The organism is Oceanicaulis alexandrii DSM 11625 (assembly GCF_000420265.1).
GTDB lineage: Bacteria > Pseudomonadota > Alphaproteobacteria > Caulobacterales > Maricaulaceae > Oceanicaulis > Oceanicaulis alexandrii.
Window position 1 is genome coordinate 393575 of record NZ_ATUP01000001.1, and the last position, 23640, is coordinate 417214.

A 23640-nucleotide genomic window follows, 5' to 3' on the forward strand; every position below is an offset into this window, starting at 1 on the left:
CCTGTGCGCAGGCAATTGAGCCGCGCCGCCTTCCCGACTATATGACGCGCCATGACAGATATGACCCCGATCCACATCATTGGCGGCGGCATGGCCGGTTCTGAAGCCGCCTGGCAGGCCGCGAACGCCGGCGTGCGCGTCGTGCTCCATGAAATGCGCCCGGTGCGCGGCACCTTCGCCCACCAGACTGAAGGCCTGGCCGAGCTCGTGTGCTCGAACTCGTTCCGCTCCGACGATGCGGAAACGAACGCTGTGGGCCTGCTGCATGAAGAGATGCGCCGCGCCGGATCGCTGATCATGGCGATGGGGGACACGCATCAGGTGCCCGCCGGCGGCGCGCTGGCTGTGGACCGCGAAGCGTTCTCCCAAGCGGTTACGGCGGCGCTGGAAAACCATCCCAATATCGAGATCGTGCGCGAAGAGATCACCGGCCTGCCGCCCGAGGACTGGGACAGCGTGATCGTCGCCACCGGCCCCCTCACCTCCCAGGCTTTGGCGGAAGCTGTTCACGCCGCAACCGAAGAGGGCGAGCTGGCCTTTTTCGACGCCATCGCGCCAATCCTCTATGCGGACTCCATCAATATGGACGTGGCGTGGAAGCAGTCGCGCTATGACAAGGGCGAGACCGAGGAAGACAAGGCCGCTTACATCAACTGTCCCATGGACAAGGACCAGTACGAAGCGTTCGTGGACGCCCTGCTGGCGGCGGAAAAGACCGAGTTCAAGGAGTGGGAGAAGGACACGCCCTATTTTGACGCGTGCCTGCCCATCGAAGTGATGGCTGAACGCGGGCGTGAAACCCTGCGCCACGGCCCGATGAAGCCGCGCGGCCTGACCAATGCTCATGATCCCGAGACCAAGCCCTATGCGGTCGTGCAGCTGCGTCAGGACAACACGCTGGGCACGCTGTTCAACATGGTCGGCTTCCAGACCAAGATGAAATACGGCGCGCAGGCGGATGTGTTCAAGATGATCCCGGGTCTGGAGAACGCCAGTTTCGCACGCTTGGGCGGCATTCACCGCAACACCTTCCTGCATTCGCCCAAGCTGCTCGATAGCCTGATGCGCCTGAAGGCGCGTCCCGCCCTGCGCTTCGCCGGCCAGATCACCGGCGTTGAAGGCTATGTGGAAAGCGCGTCCATGGGACTTCTGGCAGGCCGCTTCGCGGCGGCTGAGAAACTTGGACGGGCCGTCACCCCGCCGCCGCCCACCACGGCGCTGGGCGCGCTGCTGACCCATATCACCACGGGTCATGTGCCGGGCAAGAAAGGCGCGTTCCAGCCGATGAACGTCAATTTCGGCCTCTTCCCCGATATCGAGGCGCCCACCAAGGATGCTGAAGGCAAGCGCCTGAAAGGCAAGGACAAGTCCGTCGCCAAGAAACGCGCCATGAGCGCGCGCGCCCTGTCTGACTGCGACGCCTGGCTAAATGGGGTTTCTCAAGCGGCTGAATAATAAGCCGTTACGGAAGTTTCTCTTGTTTAAGGCGTTTTTTGCGAACTAAACTCCCCTCTCACAGGGGGATTTTATGCTCAAAACTTTGCTCGGCGCCGCCATCGCCTGGGCGTGTGTTTCAGCGTCATCGCTGGCTCAGACGTCTGACGTCATACCGGTTGAACACTTTGCCCGGCTGCCGGCCGGACAGGGCCTGTCCCTGTCTCCGAACGGAGACAGGATTGCGTATATCGCGCACTCGGGCAGCGACCGCTATCTGGTCGTTCAATCGCTGGAGACGGGCGAACAAAACGCCATCAACATCAGCAATATGCGCGCCTTTGAAACCTTCTGGGCTGATGAAGATACGCTGATGGCCCGGGTCGGGCGCGCCGCCGAACTGTTCTACATCAGCGGCGATCTCGACTTTCAGGCGCTGTTGACCATCAACACCGACACCATGGACGCCGAGCAGCTGATCCGTGAGGGACGCGACACCGGCTTCAACCAGAACACTGCGCAAGTCGCAGGCTGGCAAACCGATCGAGCGCGCATCTTGTTGCCCTTGCGTGACGGGAACCAGCATAAAAACCTCTATGCGGTAGACCCGGAAGACGGCAATCGACGCAGCGTGGTCGCCCGTGGCGCTGTGAATACGCGCTATTGGGTTTCTGACGCCCAGGGAGAACGCCATGTCCGCGTCAGCTATTCTGAAGACACGGAGCGTTTGCGTGTCGCCATCGAAGAAAATGATCAATGGCGCACCCTGATCGAGGAGCGGCAGGACATTATCGACCTGGGCGTTGTCGGTTTCTCTCAGGATGGCGAGGCGGTCATCATTTCGCGCACCGCAGATGAACCTCCCTACGCCAACATTCTTCAGCGTGTCGAGTTATCCGACGGCGCCTTGGGCGAGATCATCTTTTCTGATCCCCGCTACGATTTTGACAGCGTCCGCATAGACCCCTATCGCGGTTATGTCGCTGGAGTCGTCATCGAGCGTGAGCAACGCGAACGCATCTGGTTTGACGCCGAACTGGCTCAGATTCAGGCCAGCCTCGAAGCCTCATTCGCCGGAAAGAGCGTCTCCCTGATCGACTGGACGCCTGATCGCACCCGCTTCATCGTCTGGGTCGGCAGCGAGGATCAGGCGCCGGTCTATATGCTGGTGGACCTGACGGCCCGATCGGCTGATCCGGTGCGTCTGACCTACCCTGAGCTTTTCCGAGCGGAACTGCCGCGGCGGCAATCGATTCGCTATCCGGCGCGAGACGGCGCTTCGATACCGGCCTACCTCACCGTGCCGAACACGGACGGGCCGCACCCCTTCGTGGTCCTGGTGCACGGTGGTCCGGCCTCCCGTGATTATGGCGGTTTTGACACCCTGGCTCACCTGTTGGCCAGTCAAGGCTATGGCGTCCTGCAGCCGCAATTTCGCGGCTCGGGCGGTTACGGCGCCCAATGGGAGGCGCAAGGCTGGGGGCAGTGGGGAACGGGCGTCATGCAACAGGACGTGACAGACGCCGCCGCCTATCTGCAGCAAGCTGGCCTGACCGAGCAGATCTGCATCGCGGGCGGCAGCTATGGCGGGTACGCGGCTCTGGCTGCAACCGTCTTCACGCCGGATGTTTTTGACTGCGCCATAGCCTTCAATCCTGTCACCGACGCTGAAGACTTCCTGCGCTATGCGGGAGAGCGCTATGGCCGCGACTCAGAAACCGTGAGGTATTGGAACCGGTCTTTCAGCGGCGAGGTCCAGGACCGCATCTCGGGCGATCTCTTGCGTTCGATTTCACCGGTCAATTACGCGGCCCAGGCCCGCATTCCGGTCCTGCTGCTGCATGGCGAAGATGACAGTGTCGTCCCCTTTCGCCAGAGCCGCGCCATGCATCGCGCCCTGCAACGCGCAGGCGTTCCGGTTACCTTCATTCCTCTGGAGAGCGGTGACCATTGGCTGCTCGAATATGAAACGCGGCTGGAAGCCTATTCTGCGATAGGAGCGTTTCTGGATGAACAGGTTGGCGACTAGACCCGCCCCGTAAGCGACGCCCAGGTCAGGCGCGCGTTCTGCCCGAAGGGCGCGCGCTCGATTTGCTCTCGATACGGGTCTTCAAGCCCCTGAGCGCTTTTCAGATAGCCGCGCGCCAGGCTGACATAGCCCAGCGCCGGGAACACGTCAGCGGGCAAGGCGCTGCGGGTGCGGGTCAACATGCCGGCGGCGTCCCGCGCCTCTGTCAGCAGGCCTGACAAGGCGGCCTTCGCCGCATCCTGCTTGCGCCCGGCCGCCAGATCCGCTTCGCTCAGATCGGCGCCGGCCAGCTCGTCGGCGCTGAACGGGGGACGCCCCGCCTGCACCAGCGGCGCAAAGGCGCGCAACAGACCGACAAAGCCCCACAGCCGTCCTGCTGCGGTGATCGCGACGCCCGGCTCTCCGCCCAGATCAAGATCGGGTTTGAGCATGCGGGCTGCGATCTGCATCAACGCGCCCGAGGTACGGTCCACATAGTCGCGGCGGTCCTCGCGGGTGGGAAACGGCCCCTCGCCCAAATCCGCGGCGCGCGCCTCCACCAATCCGGCCAGAGCCGCCTGATCCGGAGCGCCGGGCGCTTCACGCAATTCAGACAGCGCTTCATAGATATCGTGGCGACGCACTTTCGGCGGATCGGTGAACAGATCGCTGACCGCCTCGCGCGCCCAGGCGAGACGCATCTCGCCGATCACCGGCTCAGACACCTTGTCGGGAATCTGCGCGATCTCATGATAAAATGCGTAGAGCGCATACAAGCGCGCGCGCAGCGCAGCGGGCGCAAATAGCGCCGCAGCACGGCGTTCAGGGTCATTTGCGGCTAACAAGCTGTCGAAATCAGTCACGCTATTCTCTCTGGCCGGTAGACACATACAGGTTGGAACCCATATCTAGCTCGTGCGTAATACCTGAGTATGGCGGTCTTCCAACCGGCCGCCGCACCCTATGAGCACCCTCTCGCTCAAACTCCCAAAGGAGGCCGACATGGCGTTCACTCTTCCCGACCTGCCCTATGCCCAAGACGCTCTGGCGCCGCATATCTCTGCGGAAACCCTGAGCTTCCACCATGGCAAGCACCATAAAGCCTATGTCGACAAGGCCAATGACGCTGTCAAAGGCACCGATCTGGAAAGCCTGAGCCTGGAAGAGCTGATCAAGAAAAGCTGGGCTGACAAGAATATGGGCGTGTTCAACAACGCCGCCCAGATCTGGAACCACACCTTTTACTGGCACTCCATGAAGCCCAATGGCGGCGGCAAGCCGACGGGCGCCATCGCGGACGCCATCGACAAATCCTTCGGCTCCTATGACAAGTTTGCCGAAGAGTTCAAAGCTGCTGGCGCCGGCCAGTTCGGCTCGGGCTGGGCCTGGCTCGTGAAAAACGGCGACAAGCTCGAAGTGCGCAAGACGCTGAACGCTGAAAACCCGATCACCGACGGCGTCACCCCGCTGCTGACCATGGATGTGTGGGAGCACGCGTATTATCTCGACTACCAGAACCGCCGCCCGGACTATATCGGCGACTTCCTGGACAAGCTGGTGAACTGGGACTTCGCAAACCAGAATCTGGCCAACGCCTGATCTGATTATGCGTTGACGAACAAGACGGCTGCGGTGAGTTTCACCGCAGCCGTTTTTTTGGATTTCAGGGGGCCTTTCATGCGGATCAGACTGTCACATTGCCGGATAGGCGCATCGCTTGGCGCTCTCTCGCTCTTGCTCGCCCTCGGCGCTTGTGACGGCCCCGCCAGTTCGCCCACCCCAGGCCCCGCAGCGGGCTCCACGTCACAAACGGCCCCGGCCTCGCTGCCGACGCCCGGCTTTACTCAGGCCGGTCTCACTCAGCTCGACAGCCGTCTGGCCGAGCTCGCCAGCGCCCGACAGCGCGCCGGCTATGTGGCGGTGCTCGCTCGCAATGGCGAGATCTTGCACACCGCCAGCGCCGGATACGCCGATCTGGAAGCGCAGCGCCCCATGACGGCGGATACGCTTGTGCGCATCGCCTCCATGACCAAACCGGTGACGGCCGTCGCGGCCCTGATGCTCATTGAAGACGGCGTGATCGCGCTCGACGATCCGGTCAGCGACTATATCCCCGCCTTTGCAAATGTGCGCGTCGCCACCTCTGTACAAAGAGATGAGAGCTACGAAATCCCCACGACTGAGGCCGACCGCCCGATCACCGTTGAAGACCTGCTCACCCACACGTCGGGGCTGGGCTATCTGTTTGATTATCAGTCCAACCTGGGCGCGCTCTACATCGGTAACGACATTTACGCCGCCGAAGGCGACATGGACAGCCGGATGGAGACGCTGGCGGGATTGCCGCTCTATTTCCAGCCCGGCTCGGCCTGGTTCTACTCATACGCCAGCGATGTTCTGGGCCATCTCGTGGCTGTGGCCTCCGGGGAAAGCCTTGAAGACTTCACGCAAGCGCGCATCTTCCAGCCTCTGGGCATGGAGGACACCACGTTTTTCCTGCGCGAGGATCAGCATGATCGTCTGGCTGCTGTGTACACCCATGGCGAGGACGGCATGCTGACGCGGGTTTCAAGCGCGGATGACGCGGTCAGCGTGGCGGCCTTTGAAGCGGGCGGCGCCGGGCTGTTCTCCACCGCCAATGATTATATCCGGTTTGCACAAATGCTGGCCAATGGCGGGACGCTGGAAGGCGCCCGATTGCTTTCGGCGGACACCGTCGCCGCCATGCGCACCGCTCACGTCCAGGCGGACCGCATGCCGGATCGTATGGATTCCATGGATCTGGGATATGGCTATGGCGTGGGCGTCATCTATGACGGTCCCGGCGCGCACCCGGTTCGAGCGCAGGGTGATTTTGGCTGGTCAGGCTATTTCGACACGGAATTCTTCGTCAGCCCAAGCACCGGCGTCGTCGCCGTTATTATGAGCCAGGAGCAACCGGGCCCGACCACGCCTGATACGATCGGCGCACGCGCCGTTTTCGATCAGCTGGTTTATGGCGCCGTGCCATCGGAATCCTGAGGGGCGGGTGCGAAGTCGAGCGCATCGAGCGGGTCATTGCCCAGCTCCACGCCCAGAGTCTCAGCCGCTTCCCGCCAACTTGAAACAGCAACGACATTGCCGCCGCGATTGAGGACCAGCTTGCTGAAATGCGCTGTCCGCATGCGATTGCTCTCGTTGTACAGATACACAATGCGTTCGGGGATTGACCAGGCGTCACCGACTTCATCAAGCAGATCAGTGAGATCTTGAGGTTTTACGACCGGGTCGCCCTTGCGGTAATCGACAATCAAGATGGAATGTTCATTGATCTTGCGCTTGTAGTCAGCGATGGCCTTGCCGAGCAGAGGCTGCAGGCTCGCGCCTACAAGCCCTGTGTAACTGATTTTATTATTGATTGTTTTTTCAATTATTCGAAATTCAGGAACAGCTGGCTTCATTTCAACCGGTCTTCTTAAAGCCTTAAAAGGCGACAATCGCCTTCGGCATAAGCATGGCAAATGAAGCAGCACATATGCTTAAGGTTGCTTAAACCGGTATTAGGGCCGCCGCTACATTGCGTCCCTCGCCCGCCAGAAGGTTATAGGTCCGGCAGGCGGTCGCCGTATCCATGACTTCCAGCCCAACACCGGCCTCGCGAAACGCTTTGCGAATGCTGGCGGGGGGATGCACCAGGCGCTCCCCCACGCCCAGGATCAGCATGTCCGGACGGGTCGCAGCGTTGAGAAAGATCTGCAGGTCTGCAAGCTCCAGCGTGTCGCCGGTCATTGACCAGGCGCGCGCAGCGCCGTCCACGATCAAGGTCGCGCCGTCCTTGCGCACCCCGGCAATGCGAAAACCGCCATCCCCAAACGCGTCGATTGGCGGCAAGCCGGCCCCGGATGCGTTACGGGGCAAGGGCGCCCCCATTACCGTCTTCATTGGCCTCACGCTTCACCCCGGTCAGGGTCAGAAGCGGCGCCGCCACGAAGATTGACGAATAGGTGCCCACGCCCACGCCCCAGATCAACGCCAGCGCGAAGCCTTCGAGTGCAGGGCCGCCAATCACCGCCATGGCGACGATGGCGATCAGGGTGGTGCCCGAGGTCAGGATGGTGCGCGACAGGGTGGAGTTGATGGCGCCATTGAGCACGTCCACGGTGGGACGCGTCTTGAACTTTCGGAAGTCCTCGCGGATCCGGTCATAGACGATCACGGTGTCGTTCATCGAATAGCCCACAATCGTCAGGATCGCGGCGATGGTGGACAGGTTGAATTCAAGCTGGGTGATGGCGAAGAAACCAATGGTCGCGATCACGTCATGGATCAGCGCCAGCACGGCGCCCACCGAATACTGCCATTCGAACCGGAACCAGATGTAGATCAGCATCAAGAACAGGGCGACGCCGATAGACGTGGCGCCGGCGACCACCAGTTCACCCGAGACTTGCGGGCTCAGGGATTCGGTTTTCTGAAAGACGATGCCCGGAAACGCCTCTTCAAGCGCGAGGGACACCATCTGGCGAACCGCCTGTTGCGCTTCAGCGTCATTGGCGACGGTATAGCCCTCGATCTCGTTCACACGCTCGGAGGAAACCAGCCCCACGCGCACCAGAGCCTCGTCTTCAGCGCCAAAGCCCTGAACCTGGACATCACCCAGATCCAGACCCGACAGGACTTCGCGCAGCGCGCCAGTGTCGGCAGGGCCTTGGGTTTTCACTTCGATGGCGGTGCCGCCTCGAAAATCAATGCCGAAATTGAGTCCCAGCGTCGCGAAAGCTGTAATAGACCCCAGGATCAGCGCCACCGAGATAAAAAACGCGACCAGGCGCGCCTTGATGAAAGGCACTGCGGTGTCTGTGGGAATGAGGCGGACGAGTGCAAGCGACATGATCGCCTCCCCTTACATGGCCAGAGATTTCGGCCGGGCCATACGCAGCCAGGTCGAAATCAGAAGACGTGAGAACACAAAAGCGGTGAAGACCGAGGTCAGGATGCCGATGCCCAGCGTCACGGCGAAGCCGCGCACAGGACCCGCACCCAGCATGTACAGAACCGACGCTGCGATCAGGGTGGTGATGTTGGCGTCCAGAATGGCCGACAGGGCGCGCGAATACCCGGCTTCGAAGGCCGTGGTCACTGTTCGTCCCAATCGGTACTCCTCCCTGACCCGTTCAAAGATCAGCACATTGGCGTCCACCGCCATGCCGATGGTCAGCACGATCCCGGCGATGCCCGGCAAGGTCAGCGTCGCCTGAAGCCCGGACAGCGCGCCCAGCAGCAACAAGATGTTCGCCAGCAGCGCCATGGTCGAAACAATGCCGAAGAAGCCGTAGGCGAGCGCCATGAACACGATCACCAGTCCGAAGCCGATCAGTACCGCCGTCTCGCCGCGCGCGACGGAGTCAGCGCCCAGGCTCGCGGTGACGGTGCGTTGCTCCACCGGGGTCAGGCGCGCCGGCAGGGCGCCGGCGTTGAGCATGTTGGACAGGTCAGTGGCCGATTGCAGCGTGAAGCCGCCCTCGATGATGCCCGAGCCGCCGGTGATGGCGCTGCGGATCACCGGAGCGGAGATGATGGTGTCATCGAGCACGATGGCGAAGCGGCGGCCCCGGTTCTGGGTCGTCGCTTCCGCGAAAGAGCGGGCGCCGGAGGTGTTGAAGCGGAAGCTCACGGCAGGCTGGCCGTTCTGATCGAACGCCTGACCGGCGTTCACCAGCTGCTCGCCAGTGACCAGCGCGCGGCGCTGAACGGCCAGATAGGGCTCGCCCGAACGTTCGGACGGCAGGATCATGACGCCGGGGGGCGTGCGGCCCGTTCCGTCAGGATTGATGGTGATCCCCTCCTCCACCATGTGGAAGGTCAGACGCGCCGTGGTGCCCACCAGGTCGATAATGCGTTGCGGATCGCTTTCGCCCGGCACCTGAACGAGAACCCGGTCCTCGCCCTGACGGGCGATATTGGGCTCGGTGGTGCCGGTGGAGTCCACCCGGCGACGGATGACCTCGATGGACTGGGTGACGGTGCGCTGACGCACGGCGTCCAGCGCGGCTTCGGTGATGCCCAGACGGATCGTGCGGTCGTCATCGCCCTGGTTGATGGTCAGGGTCTGGGTCATGCCCTGCCCGCCCGTGGCGGTGGTGATCGGCTCGTTGAGCTCTTCCAGACGCTCCAGAGCGCGGTCCATGTCTTCCGGGCGAGACAAGCGAACGATGACCTGGCCTTCCACGACCGCCGGCGAGCCGGCGATCAGGATGGGCGGATCTTCACGCAGCGCGCTGCGTGCATCGTCTTGCAGGTTCTCCAGCCGCTCCTGCCGGACTTCCTCCATATCCACCTGGAAAACCAGATGCGAGCCCCCGCGCAAATCGAGACCCAGATTGATCGTCTTGTGCGGCAGAACCGTAAAGACGCCCTTGGGTTCGCCGTTGGCGTCCAGACGGACGCTCTCAGGCACGAAATTGGGCAAGGTGAACAGAAGGCCGATCAGGATGACGAGGGTGACGACCGTCGTCTTCCAGGGAGCGAAATACAGCATGGGGCTCTCAAGCGTCCGGCGACGCCGGGCCGAGAGCCCGACGCCGGAATGTCAGTCAGGCCTTAGTCGGAAGACTTGGCGTCGGCGGCGTCATTGGCCGGCTCGGTGCGCGTGCGCACTTCCATGATCGTGTGCTTGAGCACTTTGACCCGGACGCCCTCAGCCAGTTCGACCGTGGCTTCAGCGTCAGCGACACGCGTCACCTTGCCGATCATGCCGCCGGAGGTGACGACTTCATCGCCTTTGCGCAGACCTTCGACCATCTCACGATGCGCTTTGGCTTTCTGCTGCTGTGGACGGATCAGCAGGAAGTAGAAGACCACGAAGATCAGGATGAACGGGGCGAACTGCATGAGCATGGGCACGAGCCCGCCCTGTGCGCCAGAAGCGGCGGCGGTGGCGAGGAAGACAGAGTCAGTCGCGGAAAACATGGCGGCTCCGGTAAAAACGAGCGATTAAGGTTGCCGGAATATATCGGTGTCCGCGCCGCATGCAACAAGACCCGACGGTATGTCGTCACCTGATTTACTCAGTCAGGCGCTATCTTGCGGGCAAAACCTGCATTGGATCGACCGGACTGACGCCGCGCCGCACCTCGAAATGAAGCGCCGTGCGGGTCTCAGAGCCCGACGCGCCTGCATCAGCGATGTGCTGACCGGCCGTGACCTGATCGCCCACGCTGACACGCAAAATCGAATTGAGGCCATAGGCCGTCACCCAGTTATTGGCGTGACGGACAAGCACAAGCTCGCCATAGCCCTGCAGCTCATTGCCGGCGTAAACAACCTCGCCGTCCGCAGCGGCGCGAACCGGGTCACCCAGGCGCGCCGCGATGCGGATGCCATCGATCCGGCTGCCCTCTGCGCCGCCATAAGGGGTGATGATCTGGCCTTGCAGCGGCCATTGGAAGCTGGGCGCATTGGCGGTGGAGGCCTGAGGCGGCGCACTGGCGCGGCGCGGCGGCGGATCGGACCGCGCAGTGGAACCGCTGTTTGCGACCGGCGGCCGGGCCTGCGCCACAGACCGAGCCGGCCCTCTGACAGAGAGGTCCTGCCCCGGATAGATCGTGTAGGGACGGCGCAGACCGTTCATCTGCGCCAGCTCGTCCGTGCTCATGCCGTGCGCCAGGGCAATCCGGTACAGATTGTCCCCCCGACGCACGGTATAGACGGACGGTCCTGGCAAACGCAGGCTCTGCCCGGTGCGCAGAGGGTACGGTTCGCGCAGATTGTTCTCAGCCGCCAGGTCCGTCACTGACGCGCCGCAGCGCTGAGCTATGGCGAACAGCGTATCGCCAGGGCGCACGGTGACGCTGCGGCCGCAGCTGGCCGTCGCGCGCGCCGATGCGCCCGCCCCATGTTCAATAGGTGCAGGCGCGCGCAAAGGCGCTGCGCAAGCGGACAACATAACCGCTACGCCCAGTCCCAATACACGTGTGCGCATCATAGGGCGCATTCACCCCGTCCTGCCATGAACTCTGTTCCGGCAGAATGGCGGATGAGCGTTAACCGTGTGTTGACTTTAGCTGGCGTCTTCCGGCAGCTGAGCCAATTCCTCGAATTCACCGATGCTGCAGCTGCCCACGACCGTGTTCGAACCCTGGTCCATCACACGCACAATCTCGCCCTGGCAGAGCTGAGCGCCCGGCACGCTATAGCTGATATAGGTGAACGGCCGTGTCGCCGAGCGACAGCCGCGACCAACACGGGTCAGATAGGTGTCGCGGTTTTTTGTGGTCACGAGCCAAGCGCTCTCATTGATCGTGTCGATTGTGTCGATACGCGTCAGGGAGAGGCAGGAGCGGCTCTCGCCGGTCAGCTCGTAGCCTTCAGGCACGAAAGGCGTTTCATCCATCGTGTCAGATTGAGACAGCGCGGCGCCAGTCATGACAAGCGAAGCGCTCAATGCCGTCAATGCAGCGGAAAGTTTCATAGTGAGCTCCTTGTGTGACCGCGGGATAAACCCGACAGCTTTCCCCAGTGAGGCGATCTTAACACATGCAATGGAGAAATCGGAGTTCGTTCTCTGGAAACTCTTAAAGCGCCCTGGCCTCGCCCGGCACCAGCGGCACGAAGCGCACGTCAAACAGGGCGGTTTCCGTCACTTCACCGTCTTCAGACTTGTCATAGCGCATGAGGGTCTGAACACTTCCGTTCTGCACCGGCGCGACGCAGATCCCGCCGGGCTTGAGCTGATCGAGCAAGGTATCGGGTCGGGCCGCCGCGGCGGCGGTGACGATGATGCGGTCAAACGGCGCCTGTTCGGGCCAGCCCAGCGAGCCATCCCCGATGCGTGTCACGATATTGGAGAGGCGCAAGGCGTTGAATCGCGCTTCGGCTTCCTTGGCCAGGGTGCGATAGCGCTCGACCGTGTAGACGCGGCGCGCCAGACGCGCCAGCACAGCCGCCTGATATCCAGACCCTGTGCCGATTTCGAGCACCTTGCAGCGGTCATCGAGCTTCAGCGCTTCGGTCATCGCCGCCACCACGAAGGGTTGGGAGATGGTCTGACCGCAATCAATCGGCAAAGGCCGGTTTTCGAACGCCTGATCCGCGAACCCCTCAGGCACGAAGATCTCACGCGGCGTGCGCTCGATCGCCATCAGCACCTGCTTGTCGGAGACGCCCGCCCGACGCAGCGCCATCACGAGCTGGATCATGCGTGTGTCGGGCGTGCCGGTCATGGGTTCAACGTCTCTCCGAGCGCGTCTTTCAGACGGGTGCGGGCGTCATAATTGGTCAGGTCCAGATGCAACGGCGTGATCGAGATCCGCCCTTCATACACCGCGCGCAAATCCGTTCCTACAGCCGGATCGGACAGCTTGCCGTTAAAGCCGAGCCAGTAATAGGCCCGCCCGCGCAGATCCATACGCTCATCAGCGCGCAGCACGACCTGGTCTCGCTTGCCCTGGACAGTGACTTCAGAGCCAGCGACCTGATCGGGCGCCCGGTCGGGGAAGTTCACATTGAGCAGCGTGTTCTGGCTCCAGGGCGTGTCCAGCAGGGCCTTGAGGACACGCGGGCCATGCGCGCTCGCGGTTTCCCAGCGGATCTTGTCCCGCCCTTCAAAGCCATAAGCTTGCGACAGGGCGATGGAGCGCACGCCCATCTGAACGCCATGCATGGCGGCCGCGACCGTGCCGGACATGGTCACGTCATCGGCGATGTTCTGGCCCGAATTCACGCCCGACAACAACAAGTCAGGACGCCCATCCTTCATCAGGATGTCCATCGCCATATGCACGCAATCTGTCGGCGTGCCGGACACGGAAAAGCGCTGATCGTCAAATTGCTCGACCCGCAAAGGCGCGTTCAGCGTCAAGGCGCGCCCCATGCCCGATTGCTCGTCAGCCGGCGCCACAACCCACACATCGTCGGAGACGGTGCGCGCGATCTCTTCCAGCACTTTCAGGCCCGGCGCGTGGATGCCGTCATCATTGACGAGCAGGATGCGGGGTCCGCTCATGGCTCGATGACCTTCATGCCGCCCATATAAGGCTGCAGAGCTTCAGGGATGCGCACCGAGCCATCGGCCTGCTGGTGGTTTTCAAGGATCGCGACCAATGCCCGGCCCACGGCCAAGCCCGAACCATTGAGCGTATGCAGGAAGTCAGGCTTCTTCTCGCCGTCCTTGCGGTAGCGCGCATTCATCCGGCGCGCCTGGAAATCACCGCAAGTCGAGCACGAGCTGATCTCGCGATAGGTGTTCTGGCTGGGCATCCAGACTTCAAGATCGTAGGTGCGGCGCGCGGAGAAGCCCATATCGCCGGTGCAAAGCTTCATCACCCGGTAGGGCAATTCCAGACGGCGCAGCACCATCTCGGCGCACTGGGTCATGCGCTCAAGCTCGTCTTCGGACTGCTCGGGCGTGGTGATCGACACCAGCTCCACCTTCAGGAACTGGTGCATGCGGATCAGGCCGCGCGTGTCGCGCCCCGCCGAGCCCGCTTCGGACCGGAAGCACGGCGTCAGCGCCGTCATGCGGATCGGGAAGCTGGCTTCCGCGTGGATGGAATCGCGCACCAGATTGGTCAGCGGCACTTCCGCAGTCGGGATAAGCCAACGGTCATCCGTGGTGCGGAACAGGTCTTCGGCGAATTTGGGCAACTGGCCCGTGCCGAACAGGGCGTCATCGCGCACCATGTAAGGCACGGACGTTTCGCGATAGTCGTTTTCGGTCGTCTGAAGGTCGAGCATGAACTGACCCAGCGCCCGCTCCAGCCGCGCCAGCGGGCCTTGCAGCACCGCAAAGCGCGCGCCGGACATCGCGGCGGCGCGCTCGAAATCAAGGCCCAGACGTTCGCCCACGGTCACATGGTCGGCGACGTCAAAATCAAAGTCGCGAGGCTCGCCCCAGCCGCGCACTTCCTCGTTCTCGCTCTCATCCTTGCCCTCGGGCACATCGTCTGCGGGACGGTTGGGCAAAGCCGCAAGATGCTGGTTGAGCACTTCTTCTGCGGTGCGGGCCTCTTCAGACAGGCGCTCCATTTCCGCTTTGAGGCTCTCGACCTCAGAGCGCAATGCATTGAAGCGGTCTTCATCGCCCTGGGCTTTCGCCTTGCCGATCTCCTTGGACTTTGAGTTGCGCTCGGTCTCGATCTCCTGAAGGCGCGAGGTCGCTTCACGGCGGCGCGCGTCCAGATCAATCAGGCGCTGGGCTTGCGGCTCCACGCCGCGCAGGGCCATGGCGGCGTCAAAAGCCGCCGGCTCGTCGCGGATCAGACGGATGTCATGCATGATAAAACTCAAAGGTCGAACGGTGAAATGGAACCCGCGTGATACTCGCGCAGGCTTCCATCGTCCACACTTCAAATGGATGTGCGTGCGCAGTTTACACCGCGAGCAAGCCGCCGTCAGGCGTCGTCTTCGTCCGGTTTGCGCTCGACCAGCTTCACCGCCAGGATCGACAGGCCGTACAGCCCGAACATGGCCCCCGCCAGGAAGAGCTGGCTGATCGGGTCGGGCGGCGTCACGAAAGCGGCGAAGGCGGCGATGCCCACCAGGGCGAATTTCCAGAACCGGATCAGATCACCCGAGGTGATGATCCCGGCCTTGCCCAGAAGCGACAACAAGACCGGAAGCTGGAAACTGATCCCGAAGGCCAGCGCCAGCGTGGTGACCAGATTGAGGTATTCAGACACCCGGGTCAGAAGCTGGATGCTGGCGCGTCCCTCCTGCCCGATCTGCTCCTGTCCCAGAGCAAAGCTCATCACGAAGGGCAGGATGACATAATAAACAAACGCCATCCCCGCCGCGAACAGCAGCGGCGAAGCCAGCAGAAACGGCGCAAAAGCGAGGCGTTCATTCTTATAGAGGCCCGGCCGCACAAACGCCCAGACCTGATAGGCGAGCACCGGGAAGGCCAGCACGATCGCGCCGAACAGGGCGAGCTTGAGTTTGACGAAGAAAAACTCGAGCGGCGCGGTGAATATCAGCTGCAGGTCCAGCGCGTCGCCGCGCACCTGACGCGCCGCATCTTCAAACGGCACCAGAAGCACATTGTAGATCCATTCGGCGAACACGAAACAGATGGCAAAGCCCACGACCACAGCGGCCAAGGACCAGATCAGCCGGTCGCGCAATTCCTCGAGATGCGCCATGAGCGGCGCGCGCGAGGACTCCACCTCGTCGTCATGCTCAAGCTGGGGCGAATCCATCACCCCTCTCCGGTCTTGGTGGATTTGGCGTCAGACGGCTCAGGAATATCAGAAGCGTCAGGAGCCTCAGGATCCGGAGCCAGGGCTTCACCCGGCTGAGGCTTCGGGTCCGCCATCGGGCGGGCCGTGCGCGGATGGGGGCGGTCCTCCATATCGCGCATCATCTCCGTATCGGTTTCCAGGAATTCGCGCTCGATATCCTTGATCGGATTGTTGGATTTGAGCGAGCTGATTTCCTTGCGCAATTCGGCGAGCTCCGCCTCGCGGCCCAGCTCGTCAAAACTGCGTTGGAACTCGCGCGCCGTAGCGCGGATCTGGCCGATCATCTTGCCGACCCGGCGCACCATGAGGGGCAAGTCCTTGGGACCCACCACCACCAGCGCCAGAATGACGATGACGATCAGCTCCTGAAAACCAAAGGCCGGGTTCATGGCCTAGCCTCCGGTGCGCTCGTCCTCGCGGGTGGATTGGCCATCCTGCGCGCCACCCTCCTCAAGGGCTGCGGAGGCGGAGTTCGACGAGGATTTTTCATCGTCCTTGTCGCCATCATCGCGCAAGCCCTTGCGGAACTCGGTGACGCCCTTGGCCAGATCGCCCATCAGGCCCGAAATCTTGCCCCGGCCGCCAAACAGCAGCACCAGCAGAACGACAACGATCAGAATGCCGGTCCAATGCGCACCCATGAGACGCTCTCCTTGCAAACACTGTCTGATACGCTGAACGCGGCAGGCCGCGCGGGGCGCTCAGTTCTCACTTCACTAGAGGATATAAGCGCCGGGGTCCAATCACCCCGTCAGCTACGGCTCGACATTTCAGTGACACGCGCCGTCAGTCCTCAGGCTCGTCGCCTTCCAGAAAATCCATATGGAACTGGGCGGCTTCATCCTCGCTGAACAGATCCTCGTCCGCATCAGGCAACACATGGCCTGCGGACGGAATGGAGAAGTCCGGCGGCAGGCGGCTGGAGAGCAGCCCCGCCGCTTTGAGATCCGAGACGCCGGGCAGATCCGACAGGTTCGCCAGCCCGAAATAATCCATGAACGCGTCCGTCACGCCATAGGTGACAGGGCGCCCCGGCGTACGCCGACGCCCGCGCAGGCGAATCCACTTCATTTCCAGCAATTGGTCGAGCGTGCCGCGTGACACCGCCACGCCGCGAATCTCTTCGATCTCAGCGCGGGTGACCGGCTGGTGATAGGCGATGATGGCGAGGGTTTCGAGCGCAGCCTGCGACAGCTTGCGCGGCTCTTCGCGCTCAGTGCGCAAAAGCCATCCCAAGTCTTCAGCGGTCTGAAACCGCCAGCGCCCGCCCACTTCCACAAGGTTCACCCCCGCATCGGCGTATTTGGCCTGCAGCGCATTGATCAGGCCGCGCACGTCAGTGTCGTCCGGCAGACGCGCGCGCAAGGTGTCGAGATCAAGCGGCTCGGAGGCGGCGAACAGCAGCGCTTCCACGATGCGCAGCAATTCCGGCTCGTTATCAATCGCCAGCCGGACGCCAGGCGGTCCGGCGTCTCCGGCGGGAATCGCCTGGGCCTGGGCGCGCAGCGCCTTGATCGCTTCGGCGATCGGGTCGTTATCGTCTTCAGCCATGCTCACCGCCCTCCTCGCTCAAGGACAGCCCGGCCGCTTCCGCCACATGCCGCATCCAGATCGGGGCATAGGTCTCGTCCTGCCTCAGCCGCAGCTCGCCATGCTTGGTGATCTCAAGCGCCGCCAGAAGCGACGAGGCCAAGACAGAATCTGAACTGGGCGCGTCATACCCAAGCTCGTCTTCATCCGGCAGCAGCTCATCCAGCCGCGCCCAGCCCGTCAGCCCCCGCGTCACATGGGTGAGGCGTTTGCGCGCCTGCTCCAGCCCGTAAACATTCGGCGACTTGGGCTGATAGGTGGCGAAGGCCTCGCGCTCGCGCCGCGTGGCGTAGGCCTTCAGAAGATCGTAGAGCTCCGCCTCGTAAAGCGGCGTGCGGATCGAGCGGACGCCCTCAGGCGCGCCCCGCGTGAAGACGTCCCGTCCCTTGAGCGAGCGCACAAACAAGGCATCGCCCGCCGCGCGCATGGCCTCCAGCCGGCTGAGGCGAAAGGCCAGCGCGGCCGCCATCACCTCAGGTTCGGGCTCGTCATCGGCCGGGCGTGGTTTCGGCAACAAAAGCCGGGATTTGAGATAGGTCAGCCAGGCCGCCATCACGAGGTATTCCGCCGCGATGTCGAGCCTGTGCGTGCGCGCCTTGTTGATGAAGACCAGATACTGATCAGCCAGCTCGACCATGGAGATGACGGCGAGATCGACCTTGTTCTTGCGCGCCAGCGCCAGCAGCAGATGCAGCGGGCCTTCCCAGCCCCCGATATCGAGAATCAGCGCTTCGGTCGCGCCGGCCTCCTTGGCGGCGGAGAAATCTTCATCCTCCTCGAAACCGTCAAACAGGTCGGTCATGACGCCAGCGGCACGCCCCCTTGGTCAAACAGAGCCTTGAGGCGTTTCACGCCATCCTCGGCGTCAAAGACATTCGGGCTGTGGCGCGCATCCAGGGCGCGTCCGGCGCGCTCGGCGGCGTGACCGCCCAGCGCCGGGGCGGCATGCGCCACCTCAACCATCTCCGACATCTTGCCGTTGCAATGCATCAACAGTTCACAGCCCGCCGCGAGCGCCCGCTCGCCACGTTGCTGCAAAGAGCCCTCAAGCGCTTGCATGGACAGATCATCCGTCATGAGCAGCCCGTCAAAGCCGATGGCGCCGCGAATGACGCCGTCCACCACATCGCGCGATTGGGTGGCGGTATGTTCGCTATCGATGGACGCGTAAACCACATGGGCGGTCATCGCCATCAGCGCGCCTTCAATGCCCATGAAGGCGGCGAAATCGCGCGTGGCCAGCGTTTCAGCGTCGGTCGTCACCACCGGCAATTCCAGATGGCTGTCCGCCACCGCGCGGCCATGACCGGGCAAATGCTTGATCACCCCCAGAACGCCCTGATCGAGCAAGCCGTCCAGCGCCGCTGTGCTCATCTGGGCGATAGGCTCGGGCTCGGTGTGAAAGGCGCGATCACCGATCACGTCATGGGCGCCCGGCACGGAGAGGTCCGCGCACGGCGCAAAATCCACATCGATCCCGAGCGCAATCAACTCGGCGCCCAGAAGCTGATGATTCAGCCGAACCGCCTCAAGCGCCAGCTCGGGCTCACGATCGTAAAGCTCACCGAAGATGCGCGCGGGCGGCGCAGCGCGCCAATGCGGTGGACGCAGACGCTGCACCCGGCCGCCTTCCTGATCGATGAAAACCGGCGCCTCACGGCCCACACAGTCGCGAAGCGCGCCGGTCAGGCGTCGCACCTGTTTGGGCGTGTCCACATTGCGCGCGAACAGGATAAAGCCCCACGGATCGCTATCGCGGAAAAAGGCTTTCTCGTCCGGCGTCAGGGTCTCCCCCTCCAGACCGTACAGCGCTGCGCTCACGCTCATCGGCGCGCCACCAGGCAGGCCTGGCCGCGGGCGTCCAGCGAGGCGCAGAATTGCGCAGCCTCCTCACGGCTGGTGAAGGCGGCGACCCGCAGGCGATGGAACACGCCGCGATCGCCCAGATCCGCGCGCTGTATGTCAGGCGCATGCCCGATGGCCAGATCAGAGAACCGGCTGGTGAACGCCACCCACCCTGCTTCCGCGTCTTCGCGAGAGCGGAACGCGCCGATCTGGGCCACATAGGCGCCTTCGGTCTGCGCAGCGGTTTGGGTCCGGGGCTCGGTCCGGGCCGGGGCGGGTTGAGCCGGCGCCGGGTCCGGGCGTGCAGGTTCGGTGCGGGCCGGTTCAGGTTCAGGCTCAGGGTCTGGCGCTCGCTCGGCGGGTTCATCCAGCGCGTCCGCGCTGGCGGTCTCCACCTGAAGGGCGGGCATCTCGACTTCAGGTGCGGGTTGTTGGGTCACAGGCTCTTCGGACACCGTGCGCGCAGGCGGCGTTTCGGTTTCAGCCGGATCGCTTTCGCCTTCGCGGAGTTCATAGGCCGAGAGGTCCTGATCCGGCGCTTCATAGCCGCCGGGATCTTCAGGCGCCACGCGATAGGGCTCGGCGTCGGCGGTGATCACCGGGTTCTCGCCGCGCTCGCGCACGCCCAGCTGGAAGGTGTTGTACACCACCGCCACAAAGAGGATGAACACCACCGCCGAGGCGCCCAGGAACAGCCAACCGCGGCGGTCCTGCTCGTCTTCACGCGCATCATAGGTGTCATAGTCATCAGGCGGCGGGGCATAGGCCCCGTAACGGGTGTCGTCGTCGGTCATCTCACGTTCCACACCGGTCAGCGCCACCGTGATTCGGCGGCGAACAGCAGCGTAAACCATAGCAACAGCTTTGACGCAGAGTCGCCCTGTGCGCAGAGATTTTCCACAGTCTGGCGGGCTTAGCCCCACCCCTCCACGTGGAAGAGCTTGCGATGCTCCTCAATGGCGTAGCGATCCGTCATGCCGGCGATGTAATCGCACACCACACGCGCTGTCGCTTCCGCACCCGCTCCGCTGGCCTCTCGCTGCAGTTCGGTCGGCAACAACATGGGGTCAGACAGGAAGGCGGAAAACAGGTCTCGGACGACCATTTTCCCCTTCTCTTTCATCCGCTTGACTTTGTAATGCAGATACATGTTCGCATACAGGAACCGCCGCACCGCGGCGAGGCTTTCCGTCATGCCGTCTGAAAACGCCACCACGGGCTGATCAAGCGCGCGAACGGCGTCCGGGCTGTCCGCGCCGCTCTCTTCAAGGCGCCGACGGCTCTCTTCCAGAACGTCCGCCACCATCAGCCCGATCATCTCGCGCACGGCTTCATGGATCAGGATGTTCTCTGAAATATCAGGATAGCGCTCCCGGCAACGGCGGAAGACCTGCCCCACCAGCGGCAGATCCATCAACTGCTCGATCTTGAGAATCCCTGAGCGCAGGCCGTCATCAATATCGTGATTATTATAGGCGATGTCGTCTGACAGCGCCGCGATCTGGCCCTCCACCCCGGCATGGGTGTGAAGCTCCAGCGCTTTCCAGCCCGGATAGGCGCGGAACCCCCAGGGCAGCACTTTGGGGTCATCGCCCGCACGCATCAGCGGGCCGTTATGCTTCACGACGCCTTCCAGCGTCTCCCAAGCGAGGTTCAGGCCTTCAAACTCGGGGTAGCGGGTTTCAAGCTTGGTCACCACGCGCAGGGTCTGGGCGTTATGATCAAAGCCGCCGAAATCCGTCATGGATTCCGACAAGGCGTCCTCGCCAGAATGGCCAAAGGGCGGATGTCCCAGATCGTGGGCCAGGGCGCTGGCTTCGGCCAGATCCTCATCCACGTTCAACGCCCGCGCCAAGGTCCGGGCGATCTGGGCCACTTCCAGCGAATGGGTCAGGCGCGTGCGATAGGCGTCGCCTTCATGAGCGACGAAAACTTGCGTCTTTTCCTTGAGCCGGCGAAAGGCGCTGGAATGGATGATCCGGTCGCGATCACGCTGGAACGCGCTTCGCATGGCGCTTTCAGGCTGGGGGTGATGGCGGCCGCGGCTTTTCGCCGGATCGCAGGCATAAGAAGCGCGCATCTGGGCCATCTCCTGCTCCATTGTCGGTTGAGGTCTTTTTTCAGGCGTCAGGAACGTCCATATACTGATGCGAGGCCTTAACGCCAGACGTTGAAAGTCAGACCGATCATGACCACAGCCGCCAACATCGCCGATATCTCGCTGTCGGACTCCGCAGCCGCCCAGATCAACCAGATCATCAAGGCGCAATCGGACGCCCGCTATCTGCGCCTGTCCGTGGAGGGCGGAGGCTGTTCGGGCTTTTCGTACAAATACGATCTGACCGACACCGCGAATGACGACGACATGCGCATCGAACGCAACGGCGCCACGGTATTGATAGACCCGATGAGCGTTGAGTTCCTGGACGGCTCGATCATTGACTATGTGGACGAGCTGATCGGCGCGAGCTTCCAGATCAAGAACCCCAACGCCACCGCCGCCTGCGGCTGCGGAACCAGCTTCTCGATCTGATGCATCTATCAATCTGACTGGACAGGCCGACAGGTTTCGCGCTCCCTTGTAAAAAATACTCAGGGGAGAGTTCATGAGCCTTTCGGTCAAAGACGCGCTGCATAAGCGCATTTCCACGCGCGCCTTTCTCGACACGCCCGTGTCAGAGGATGAATTGCGCGCTGTGCTGGACGATGCGCGCTTTGCTGCATCAGGCGGCAATCTGCAGCCGTGGAAAGTGGTTGTCGTGGCCGGCGAAGCGCGTCAGCGCGTCATCGACGCCGTGTCCAAGAAACTGGCTGAAAACCCGTTCGACGATGAAGCCGACTTCCCCGTCTATCCTGAAAAACTGTGGGAGCCCTATCGCAGCCGCCGCTACGAGCTGGGCGAGGACATGTACGCGCTCATGGGCGTGCCGCGCGAGGACAAGGCCGCGCGACTGAACTGGCTGATGCAGAATTATCAGTTCTTCGGCGCGCCGGTGGGTTTGTTCTTTGTGATCGACGAACGGATGAACCCCAATCAATGGGCGCATCTGGGCATGTTCATGATGAGCCTCGCCCTCGCCGCGCAGGAACGCGGCCTCGCCACCTGTTTTCAGGAAGCCTGGACGCCCCATTGCAAAACCGTCGGCGAGGCGCTGGGCGTTGAAAGCCCCGACCAGGTCTATTGCGGCATGGCGCTGGGCCATGCCGACCCTGACGCGCCGGTCAACAAGCTGCGCGCCAAACGCGCCTCTGTGGACGAAATCGCCCGGTTTGAGGGGTTTTGAGCGGCCGTTTGCATGCCGCGCGCCTCAGCGCGAACGCTGACCCCCATAGCCTAGGAGACGGGTCATAGAGATCACGCTGACCAATTTCTTTGCGGTCATGTCCATCCTGACCGGATTCATGTGCGTATTGCTGGCTTGCTTTCTGGTGCTGGCGCCCAATCCGAGAACCTTGCCGAACCGCTTTCTGGCGGCTTTCCTGATTCTCACCGCGATTGAGCTGAGCGGCTGGCTATGGGTGGACGCCAGCAATCAGGCGCATTGGGCGAACGCCCTGCGCCTGGCTCTGGGCAAGCTGCAAATGCCGGTGTTCCTCGGCTTCTTTCTGGCGTCCTGCTATGCCGACTTCCGGCTGAGAGCGCGTGACGCCCTGCATCTCATTCCCATGGCGATCGCTCTCTGGCTGGCGCTGCCCGGTGATCAACTGCATCTTAGCACCGGTGAGACTTCGAGCGCCAATCTCAGCCCCGCCGAGCAGACAGCCTTCACCGTCGGCTCTCACCTGCTCTATTACGGCTATATGGCCATGGTGATCTGGGTTCTGGTGCGCTTCTGGGCCCTGTATCGCAATCAGCATGCTGCCGGGCGGTCCCAGACTTTGCTCTGGCTGACCCAGTTGGCCGGCGCCTCGCTCTTCGCCCATACGCTGATCCTGCTGCGCGATGTGCTGAACCTCTCACCGGCCCATGCCGTGGTGCTGCCGCTCCAGCTTCTCGGCGCCGTGCTCGCACTGGGCATCACTACATGGATCGCCCTGAAGTCCTTGCTCCATCCTGAGCTGTTTCGTGATGTGGACCGACGCCTGCTGAGCCTCAGCCCGCGCTCAAAAGAGCCCCAGTCACCGGATTTGCAACGGGTGCTGGCCTATATGGAAACCCAGACACCCTATCTGGATCCCGACCTCAATCTGGCGCGGCTGTCAGATCAGCTGGCGATGACGCCGCGCGAAGTGTCTGAACTGTTGAACCAGTCACACGGGGTTCACTTCTTTGACTTCATCAATCGCTACCGGGTGCGCCATGCACAAGCGCTGCTGGAAGCGCAGGACGGACAGGGCGTCCTACAGATTCTGCACGCGTCCGGCTTCAATTCCAAATCGTCTTTCAACACCGCCTTCAAGAAACACACAGGTCTGACGCCCAGCGCTTACAGAAAGAATTTTCCAACTCTTCAAACTGCTTAGCTGAAACCCGCACAGGTCCGGTTTTCCCGAAAACGTTCGATTTCATGATCTCGGTCGCTAGCGGCGAGCAGACCGGGCCATTTG

26 protein-coding genes are annotated in these 23640 nt (G+C 62.5%); 7 read left to right on the top strand and 19 right to left on the bottom strand.

Going from position 1 to position 23640, the window contains the following annotated elements:
• The first annotated feature begins 51 nt into the window (after positions 1 to 51).
• Both trmFO and G405_RS16295 read left to right on the top strand, forming a co-directional pair.
• Positions 52 to 1455 carry a methylenetetrahydrofolate--tRNA-(uracil(54)-C(5))-methyltransferase (FADH(2)-oxidizing) TrmFO gene (gene trmFO / locus G405_RS0101950; protein WP_022699811.1) on the top strand — a complete coding sequence of 468 codons (1404 nt, stop codon included), beginning with the start codon at positions 52 to 54 and terminating at the stop codon, positions 1453 to 1455.
• A 73-nt stretch (positions 1456 to 1528) separates the two neighbouring features.
• Complete coding sequence (locus tag G405_RS16295; RefSeq protein WP_022699812.1) at positions 1529 to 3463, top strand: alpha/beta hydrolase family protein; 1935 nt, start codon at positions 1529 to 1531, stop codon at positions 3461 to 3463.
• Here G405_RS16295 and G405_RS0101960 read toward each other — a convergent pair.
• Positions 3460 to 4305 (bottom strand): squalene/phytoene synthase family protein, encoded by an 846-nt coding sequence (locus G405_RS0101960; RefSeq protein WP_022699813.1) that lies wholly within the window; start codon positions 4303 to 4305, stop codon positions 3460 to 3462. The two genes, G405_RS16295 and G405_RS0101960, sit on opposite strands and share 4 nt — an antisense overlap.
• A 139-nt stretch (positions 4306 to 4444) precedes the next feature.
• Here G405_RS0101960 and G405_RS0101965 point away from each other — a divergent pair, with 139 nt between their 5' ends.
• Both G405_RS0101965 and G405_RS14725 read left to right on the top strand, forming a co-directional pair.
• Positions 4445 to 5041, top strand: coding sequence for a superoxide dismutase (locus tag G405_RS0101965; protein WP_022699814.1), 597 nt, complete (start codon positions 4445 to 4447; stop codon positions 5039 to 5041).
• 78 nt (positions 5042 to 5119) lie between these two features.
• Positions 5120 to 6463 (top strand): serine hydrolase domain-containing protein, encoded by a 1344-nt coding sequence (locus G405_RS14725; RefSeq protein WP_022699815.1) that lies wholly within the window; start codon positions 5120 to 5122, stop codon positions 6461 to 6463.
• Here G405_RS14725 and G405_RS0101975 read toward each other — a convergent pair.
• The 18 genes from G405_RS0101975 to G405_RS0102060 form a co-directional block, all read right to left on the bottom strand.
• On the bottom strand, positions 6436 to 6882 hold the full coding sequence (locus G405_RS0101975; protein WP_022699816.1) for a hypothetical protein: 447 nt from the start codon (positions 6880 to 6882) through the stop codon (positions 6436 to 6438). The genes G405_RS14725 and G405_RS0101975 overlap by 28 nt on opposite strands.
• Positions 6883 to 6970: 88 nt before the next feature.
• Positions 6971 to 7339, bottom strand: coding sequence for an Mth938-like domain-containing protein (locus G405_RS0101980; protein ID WP_028284471.1), 369 nt, complete (start codon positions 7337 to 7339; stop codon positions 6971 to 6973).
• On the bottom strand, positions 7329 to 8312 hold the full coding sequence (gene secF, locus G405_RS0101985; RefSeq protein ID WP_022699818.1) for a protein translocase subunit SecF: 984 nt from the start codon (positions 8310 to 8312) through the stop codon (positions 7329 to 7331). The genes G405_RS0101980 and secF overlap by 11 nt, the downstream gene beginning before the upstream one ends.
• 12 nt (positions 8313 to 8324) lie before the next feature.
• Positions 8325 to 9959 (bottom strand): protein translocase subunit SecD, encoded by a 1635-nt coding sequence (gene secD, locus G405_RS0101990; RefSeq protein ID WP_022699819.1) that lies wholly within the window; start codon positions 9957 to 9959, stop codon positions 8325 to 8327.
• A gap of 62 nt (positions 9960 to 10021) precedes the next feature.
• Positions 10022 to 10390, bottom strand: a complete 369-nt coding sequence (gene yajC, locus G405_RS0101995; RefSeq protein ID WP_022699820.1) for a preprotein translocase subunit YajC — start codon at positions 10388 to 10390, stop codon at positions 10022 to 10024.
• A 109-nt stretch (positions 10391 to 10499) separates the two neighbouring features.
• Positions 10500 to 11405 carry a LysM peptidoglycan-binding domain-containing protein gene (locus tag G405_RS0102000; protein ID WP_169447483.1) on the bottom strand — a complete coding sequence of 302 codons (906 nt, stop codon included), beginning with the start codon at positions 11403 to 11405 and terminating at the stop codon, positions 10500 to 10502.
• 75 nt (positions 11406 to 11480) lie between these two features.
• Positions 11481 to 11891: a hypothetical protein gene (locus G405_RS0102005; RefSeq protein WP_156861320.1), complete on the bottom strand. Its 411-nt coding sequence runs from the start codon at positions 11889 to 11891 to the stop codon at positions 11481 to 11483.
• A gap of 103 nt (positions 11892 to 11994) precedes the next feature.
• On the bottom strand, positions 11995 to 12642 hold the full coding sequence (locus G405_RS0102010) for a protein-L-isoaspartate(D-aspartate) O-methyltransferase (protein WP_022699823.1): 648 nt from the start codon (positions 12640 to 12642) through the stop codon (positions 11995 to 11997).
• On the bottom strand, positions 12639 to 13424 hold the full coding sequence (surE, locus tag G405_RS0102015) for a 5'/3'-nucleotidase SurE (RefSeq protein WP_022699824.1): 786 nt from the start codon (positions 13422 to 13424) through the stop codon (positions 12639 to 12641). The genes G405_RS0102010 and surE overlap by 4 nt, the downstream gene beginning before the upstream one ends.
• Entirely contained in the window at positions 13421 to 14695 is a 1275-nt protein-coding gene (gene serS, locus G405_RS0102020) for a serine--tRNA ligase (RefSeq protein WP_022699825.1), read from the bottom strand. Before serS ends, surE begins: the two co-directional genes overlap by 4 nt.
• 116 nt (positions 14696 to 14811) lie before the next feature.
• Complete coding sequence (gene tatC / locus G405_RS0102025; RefSeq protein WP_022699826.1) at positions 14812 to 15615, bottom strand: twin-arginine translocase subunit TatC; 804 nt, start codon at positions 15613 to 15615, stop codon at positions 14812 to 14814.
• A complete protein-coding gene (tatB, locus tag G405_RS16300; RefSeq protein ID WP_022699827.1) occupies positions 15615 to 16046 on the bottom strand; it encodes a Sec-independent protein translocase protein TatB in 432 nt (143 codons plus the stop codon). The genes tatC and tatB overlap by 1 nt, the downstream gene beginning before the upstream one ends.
• 3 nt (positions 16047 to 16049) lie before the next feature.
• Positions 16050 to 16298 carry a Sec-independent protein translocase family protein gene (locus G405_RS0102035; protein ID WP_022699828.1) on the bottom strand — a complete coding sequence of 83 codons (249 nt, stop codon included), beginning with the start codon at positions 16296 to 16298 and terminating at the stop codon, positions 16050 to 16052.
• Positions 16299 to 16443: 145 nt separating this feature from the next.
• A complete protein-coding gene (scpB, locus tag G405_RS14735) occupies positions 16444 to 17208 on the bottom strand; it encodes an SMC-Scp complex subunit ScpB (protein WP_022699829.1) in 765 nt (254 codons plus the stop codon).
• Positions 17201 to 18049, bottom strand: a complete 849-nt coding sequence (locus tag G405_RS0102045) for a segregation and condensation protein A (protein WP_022699830.1) — start codon at positions 18047 to 18049, stop codon at positions 17201 to 17203. Before G405_RS0102045 ends, scpB begins: the two co-directional genes overlap by 8 nt.
• Positions 18046 to 19074: a beta-N-acetylhexosaminidase gene (gene nagZ, locus G405_RS0102050; RefSeq protein ID WP_022699831.1), complete on the bottom strand. Its 1029-nt coding sequence runs from the start codon at positions 19072 to 19074 to the stop codon at positions 18046 to 18048. Before nagZ ends, G405_RS0102045 begins: the two co-directional genes overlap by 4 nt.
• Complete coding sequence (locus G405_RS0102055) at positions 19071 to 19886, bottom strand: SPOR domain-containing protein (protein WP_156861322.1); 816 nt, start codon at positions 19884 to 19886, stop codon at positions 19071 to 19073. The genes nagZ and G405_RS0102055 overlap by 4 nt, the downstream gene beginning before the upstream one ends.
• A 119-nt stretch (positions 19887 to 20005) precedes the next feature.
• A complete protein-coding gene (locus tag G405_RS0102060) occupies positions 20006 to 21181 on the bottom strand; it encodes a deoxyguanosinetriphosphate triphosphohydrolase (RefSeq protein ID WP_028284473.1) in 1176 nt (391 codons plus the stop codon).
• Positions 21182 to 21280: 99 nt separating this feature from the next.
• Between G405_RS0102060 and erpA the strand changes: the two genes are divergently transcribed.
• From erpA to G405_RS0102075, 3 genes are all read left to right on the top strand, one after another.
• Positions 21281 to 21625 carry an iron-sulfur cluster insertion protein ErpA gene (erpA, locus tag G405_RS0102065; protein ID WP_022699834.1) on the top strand — a complete coding sequence of 115 codons (345 nt, stop codon included), beginning with the start codon at positions 21281 to 21283 and terminating at the stop codon, positions 21623 to 21625.
• Positions 21626 to 21698: 73 nt separating this feature from the next.
• The gene (locus G405_RS0102070) at positions 21699 to 22376 is read left to right on the top strand and encodes a nitroreductase (RefSeq protein ID WP_022699835.1); all 678 of its coding nucleotides are present in this window, start codon (positions 21699 to 21701) and stop codon (positions 22374 to 22376) included.
• A 97-nt stretch (positions 22377 to 22473) separates the two neighbouring features.
• Positions 22474 to 23556 carry a helix-turn-helix domain-containing protein gene (locus G405_RS0102075; RefSeq protein ID WP_022699836.1) on the top strand — a complete coding sequence of 361 codons (1083 nt, stop codon included), beginning with the start codon at positions 22474 to 22476 and terminating at the stop codon, positions 23554 to 23556.
• The last annotated feature ends 84 nt before the right edge of the window (positions 23557 to 23640 follow it).

Bases quoted from the DNA above. Each gene is read 5' to 3' on its own strand.
- trmFO (WP_022699811.1), top strand. From the start codon at position 52: ATGACAGATATGACCCCGATCCACATCATTGGCGGCGGCATGGCCGGT.
- G405_RS16295 (WP_022699812.1), top strand. From the start codon at position 1,529: ATGCTCAAAACTTTGCTCGGCGCCGCCATCGCCTGGGCGTGTGTTTCA.
- G405_RS0101965 (WP_022699814.1), top strand. From the start codon at position 4,445: ATGGCGTTCACTCTTCCCGACCTGCCCTATGCCCAAGACGCTCTGGCG.
- G405_RS14725 (WP_022699815.1), top strand. From the start codon at position 5,120: ATGCGGATCAGACTGTCACATTGCCGGATAGGCGCATCGCTTGGCGCT.
- G405_RS0101975 (WP_022699816.1), bottom strand. From the start codon at position 6,882: ATGAAGCCAGCTGTTCCTGAATTTCGAATAATTGAAAAAACAATCAAT.
- secF (WP_022699818.1), bottom strand. From the start codon at position 8,312: ATGTCGCTTGCACTCGTCCGCCTCATTCCCACAGACACCGCAGTGCCT.
- secD (WP_022699819.1), bottom strand. From the start codon at position 9,959: ATGCTGTATTTCGCTCCCTGGAAGACGACGGTCGTCACCCTCGTCATC.
- yajC (WP_022699820.1), bottom strand. From the start codon at position 10,390: ATGTTTTCCGCGACTGACTCTGTCTTCCTCGCCACCGCCGCCGCTTCT.
- G405_RS0102000 (WP_169447483.1), bottom strand. From the start codon at position 11,405: ATGATGCGCACACGTGTATTGGGACTGGGCGTAGCGGTTATGTTGTCC.
- G405_RS0102005 (WP_156861320.1), bottom strand. From the start codon at position 11,891: ATGAAACTTTCCGCTGCATTGACGGCATTGAGCGCTTCGCTTGTCATG.
- G405_RS0102010 (WP_022699823.1), bottom strand. From the start codon at position 12,642: ATGACCGGCACGCCCGACACACGCATGATCCAGCTCGTGATGGCGCTG.
- surE (WP_022699824.1), bottom strand. From the start codon at position 13,424: ATGAGCGGACCCCGCATCCTGCTCGTCAATGATGACGGCATCCACGCG.
- serS (WP_022699825.1), bottom strand. From the start codon at position 14,695: ATGCATGACATCCGTCTGATCCGCGACGAGCCGGCGGCTTTTGACGCC.
- tatC (WP_022699826.1), bottom strand. From the start codon at position 15,615: ATGGATTCGCCCCAGCTTGAGCATGACGACGAGGTGGAGTCCTCGCGC.
- tatB (WP_022699827.1), bottom strand. From the start codon at position 16,046: ATGAACCCGGCCTTTGGTTTTCAGGAGCTGATCGTCATCGTCATTCTG.
- G405_RS0102035 (WP_022699828.1), bottom strand. From the start codon at position 16,298: ATGGGTGCGCATTGGACCGGCATTCTGATCGTTGTCGTTCTGCTGGTG.
- scpB (WP_022699829.1), bottom strand. From the start codon at position 17,208: ATGGCTGAAGACGATAACGACCCGATCGCCGAAGCGATCAAGGCGCTG.
- G405_RS0102045 (WP_022699830.1), bottom strand. From the start codon at position 18,049: ATGACCGACCTGTTTGACGGTTTCGAGGAGGATGAAGATTTCTCCGCC.
- nagZ (WP_022699831.1), bottom strand. From the start codon at position 19,074: ATGAGCGTGAGCGCAGCGCTGTACGGTCTGGAGGGGGAGACCCTGACG.
- G405_RS0102055 (WP_156861322.1), bottom strand. From the start codon at position 19,886: ATGACCGACGACGACACCCGTTACGGGGCCTATGCCCCGCCGCCTGAT.
- G405_RS0102060 (WP_028284473.1), bottom strand. From the start codon at position 21,181: ATGGCCCAGATGCGCGCTTCTTATGCCTGCGATCCGGCGAAAAGCCGC.
- erpA (WP_022699834.1), top strand. From the start codon at position 21,281: ATGACCACAGCCGCCAACATCGCCGATATCTCGCTGTCGGACTCCGCA.
- G405_RS0102070 (WP_022699835.1), top strand. From the start codon at position 21,699: ATGAGCCTTTCGGTCAAAGACGCGCTGCATAAGCGCATTTCCACGCGC.
- G405_RS0102075 (WP_022699836.1), top strand. From the start codon at position 22,474: ATGTCCATCCTGACCGGATTCATGTGCGTATTGCTGGCTTGCTTTCTG.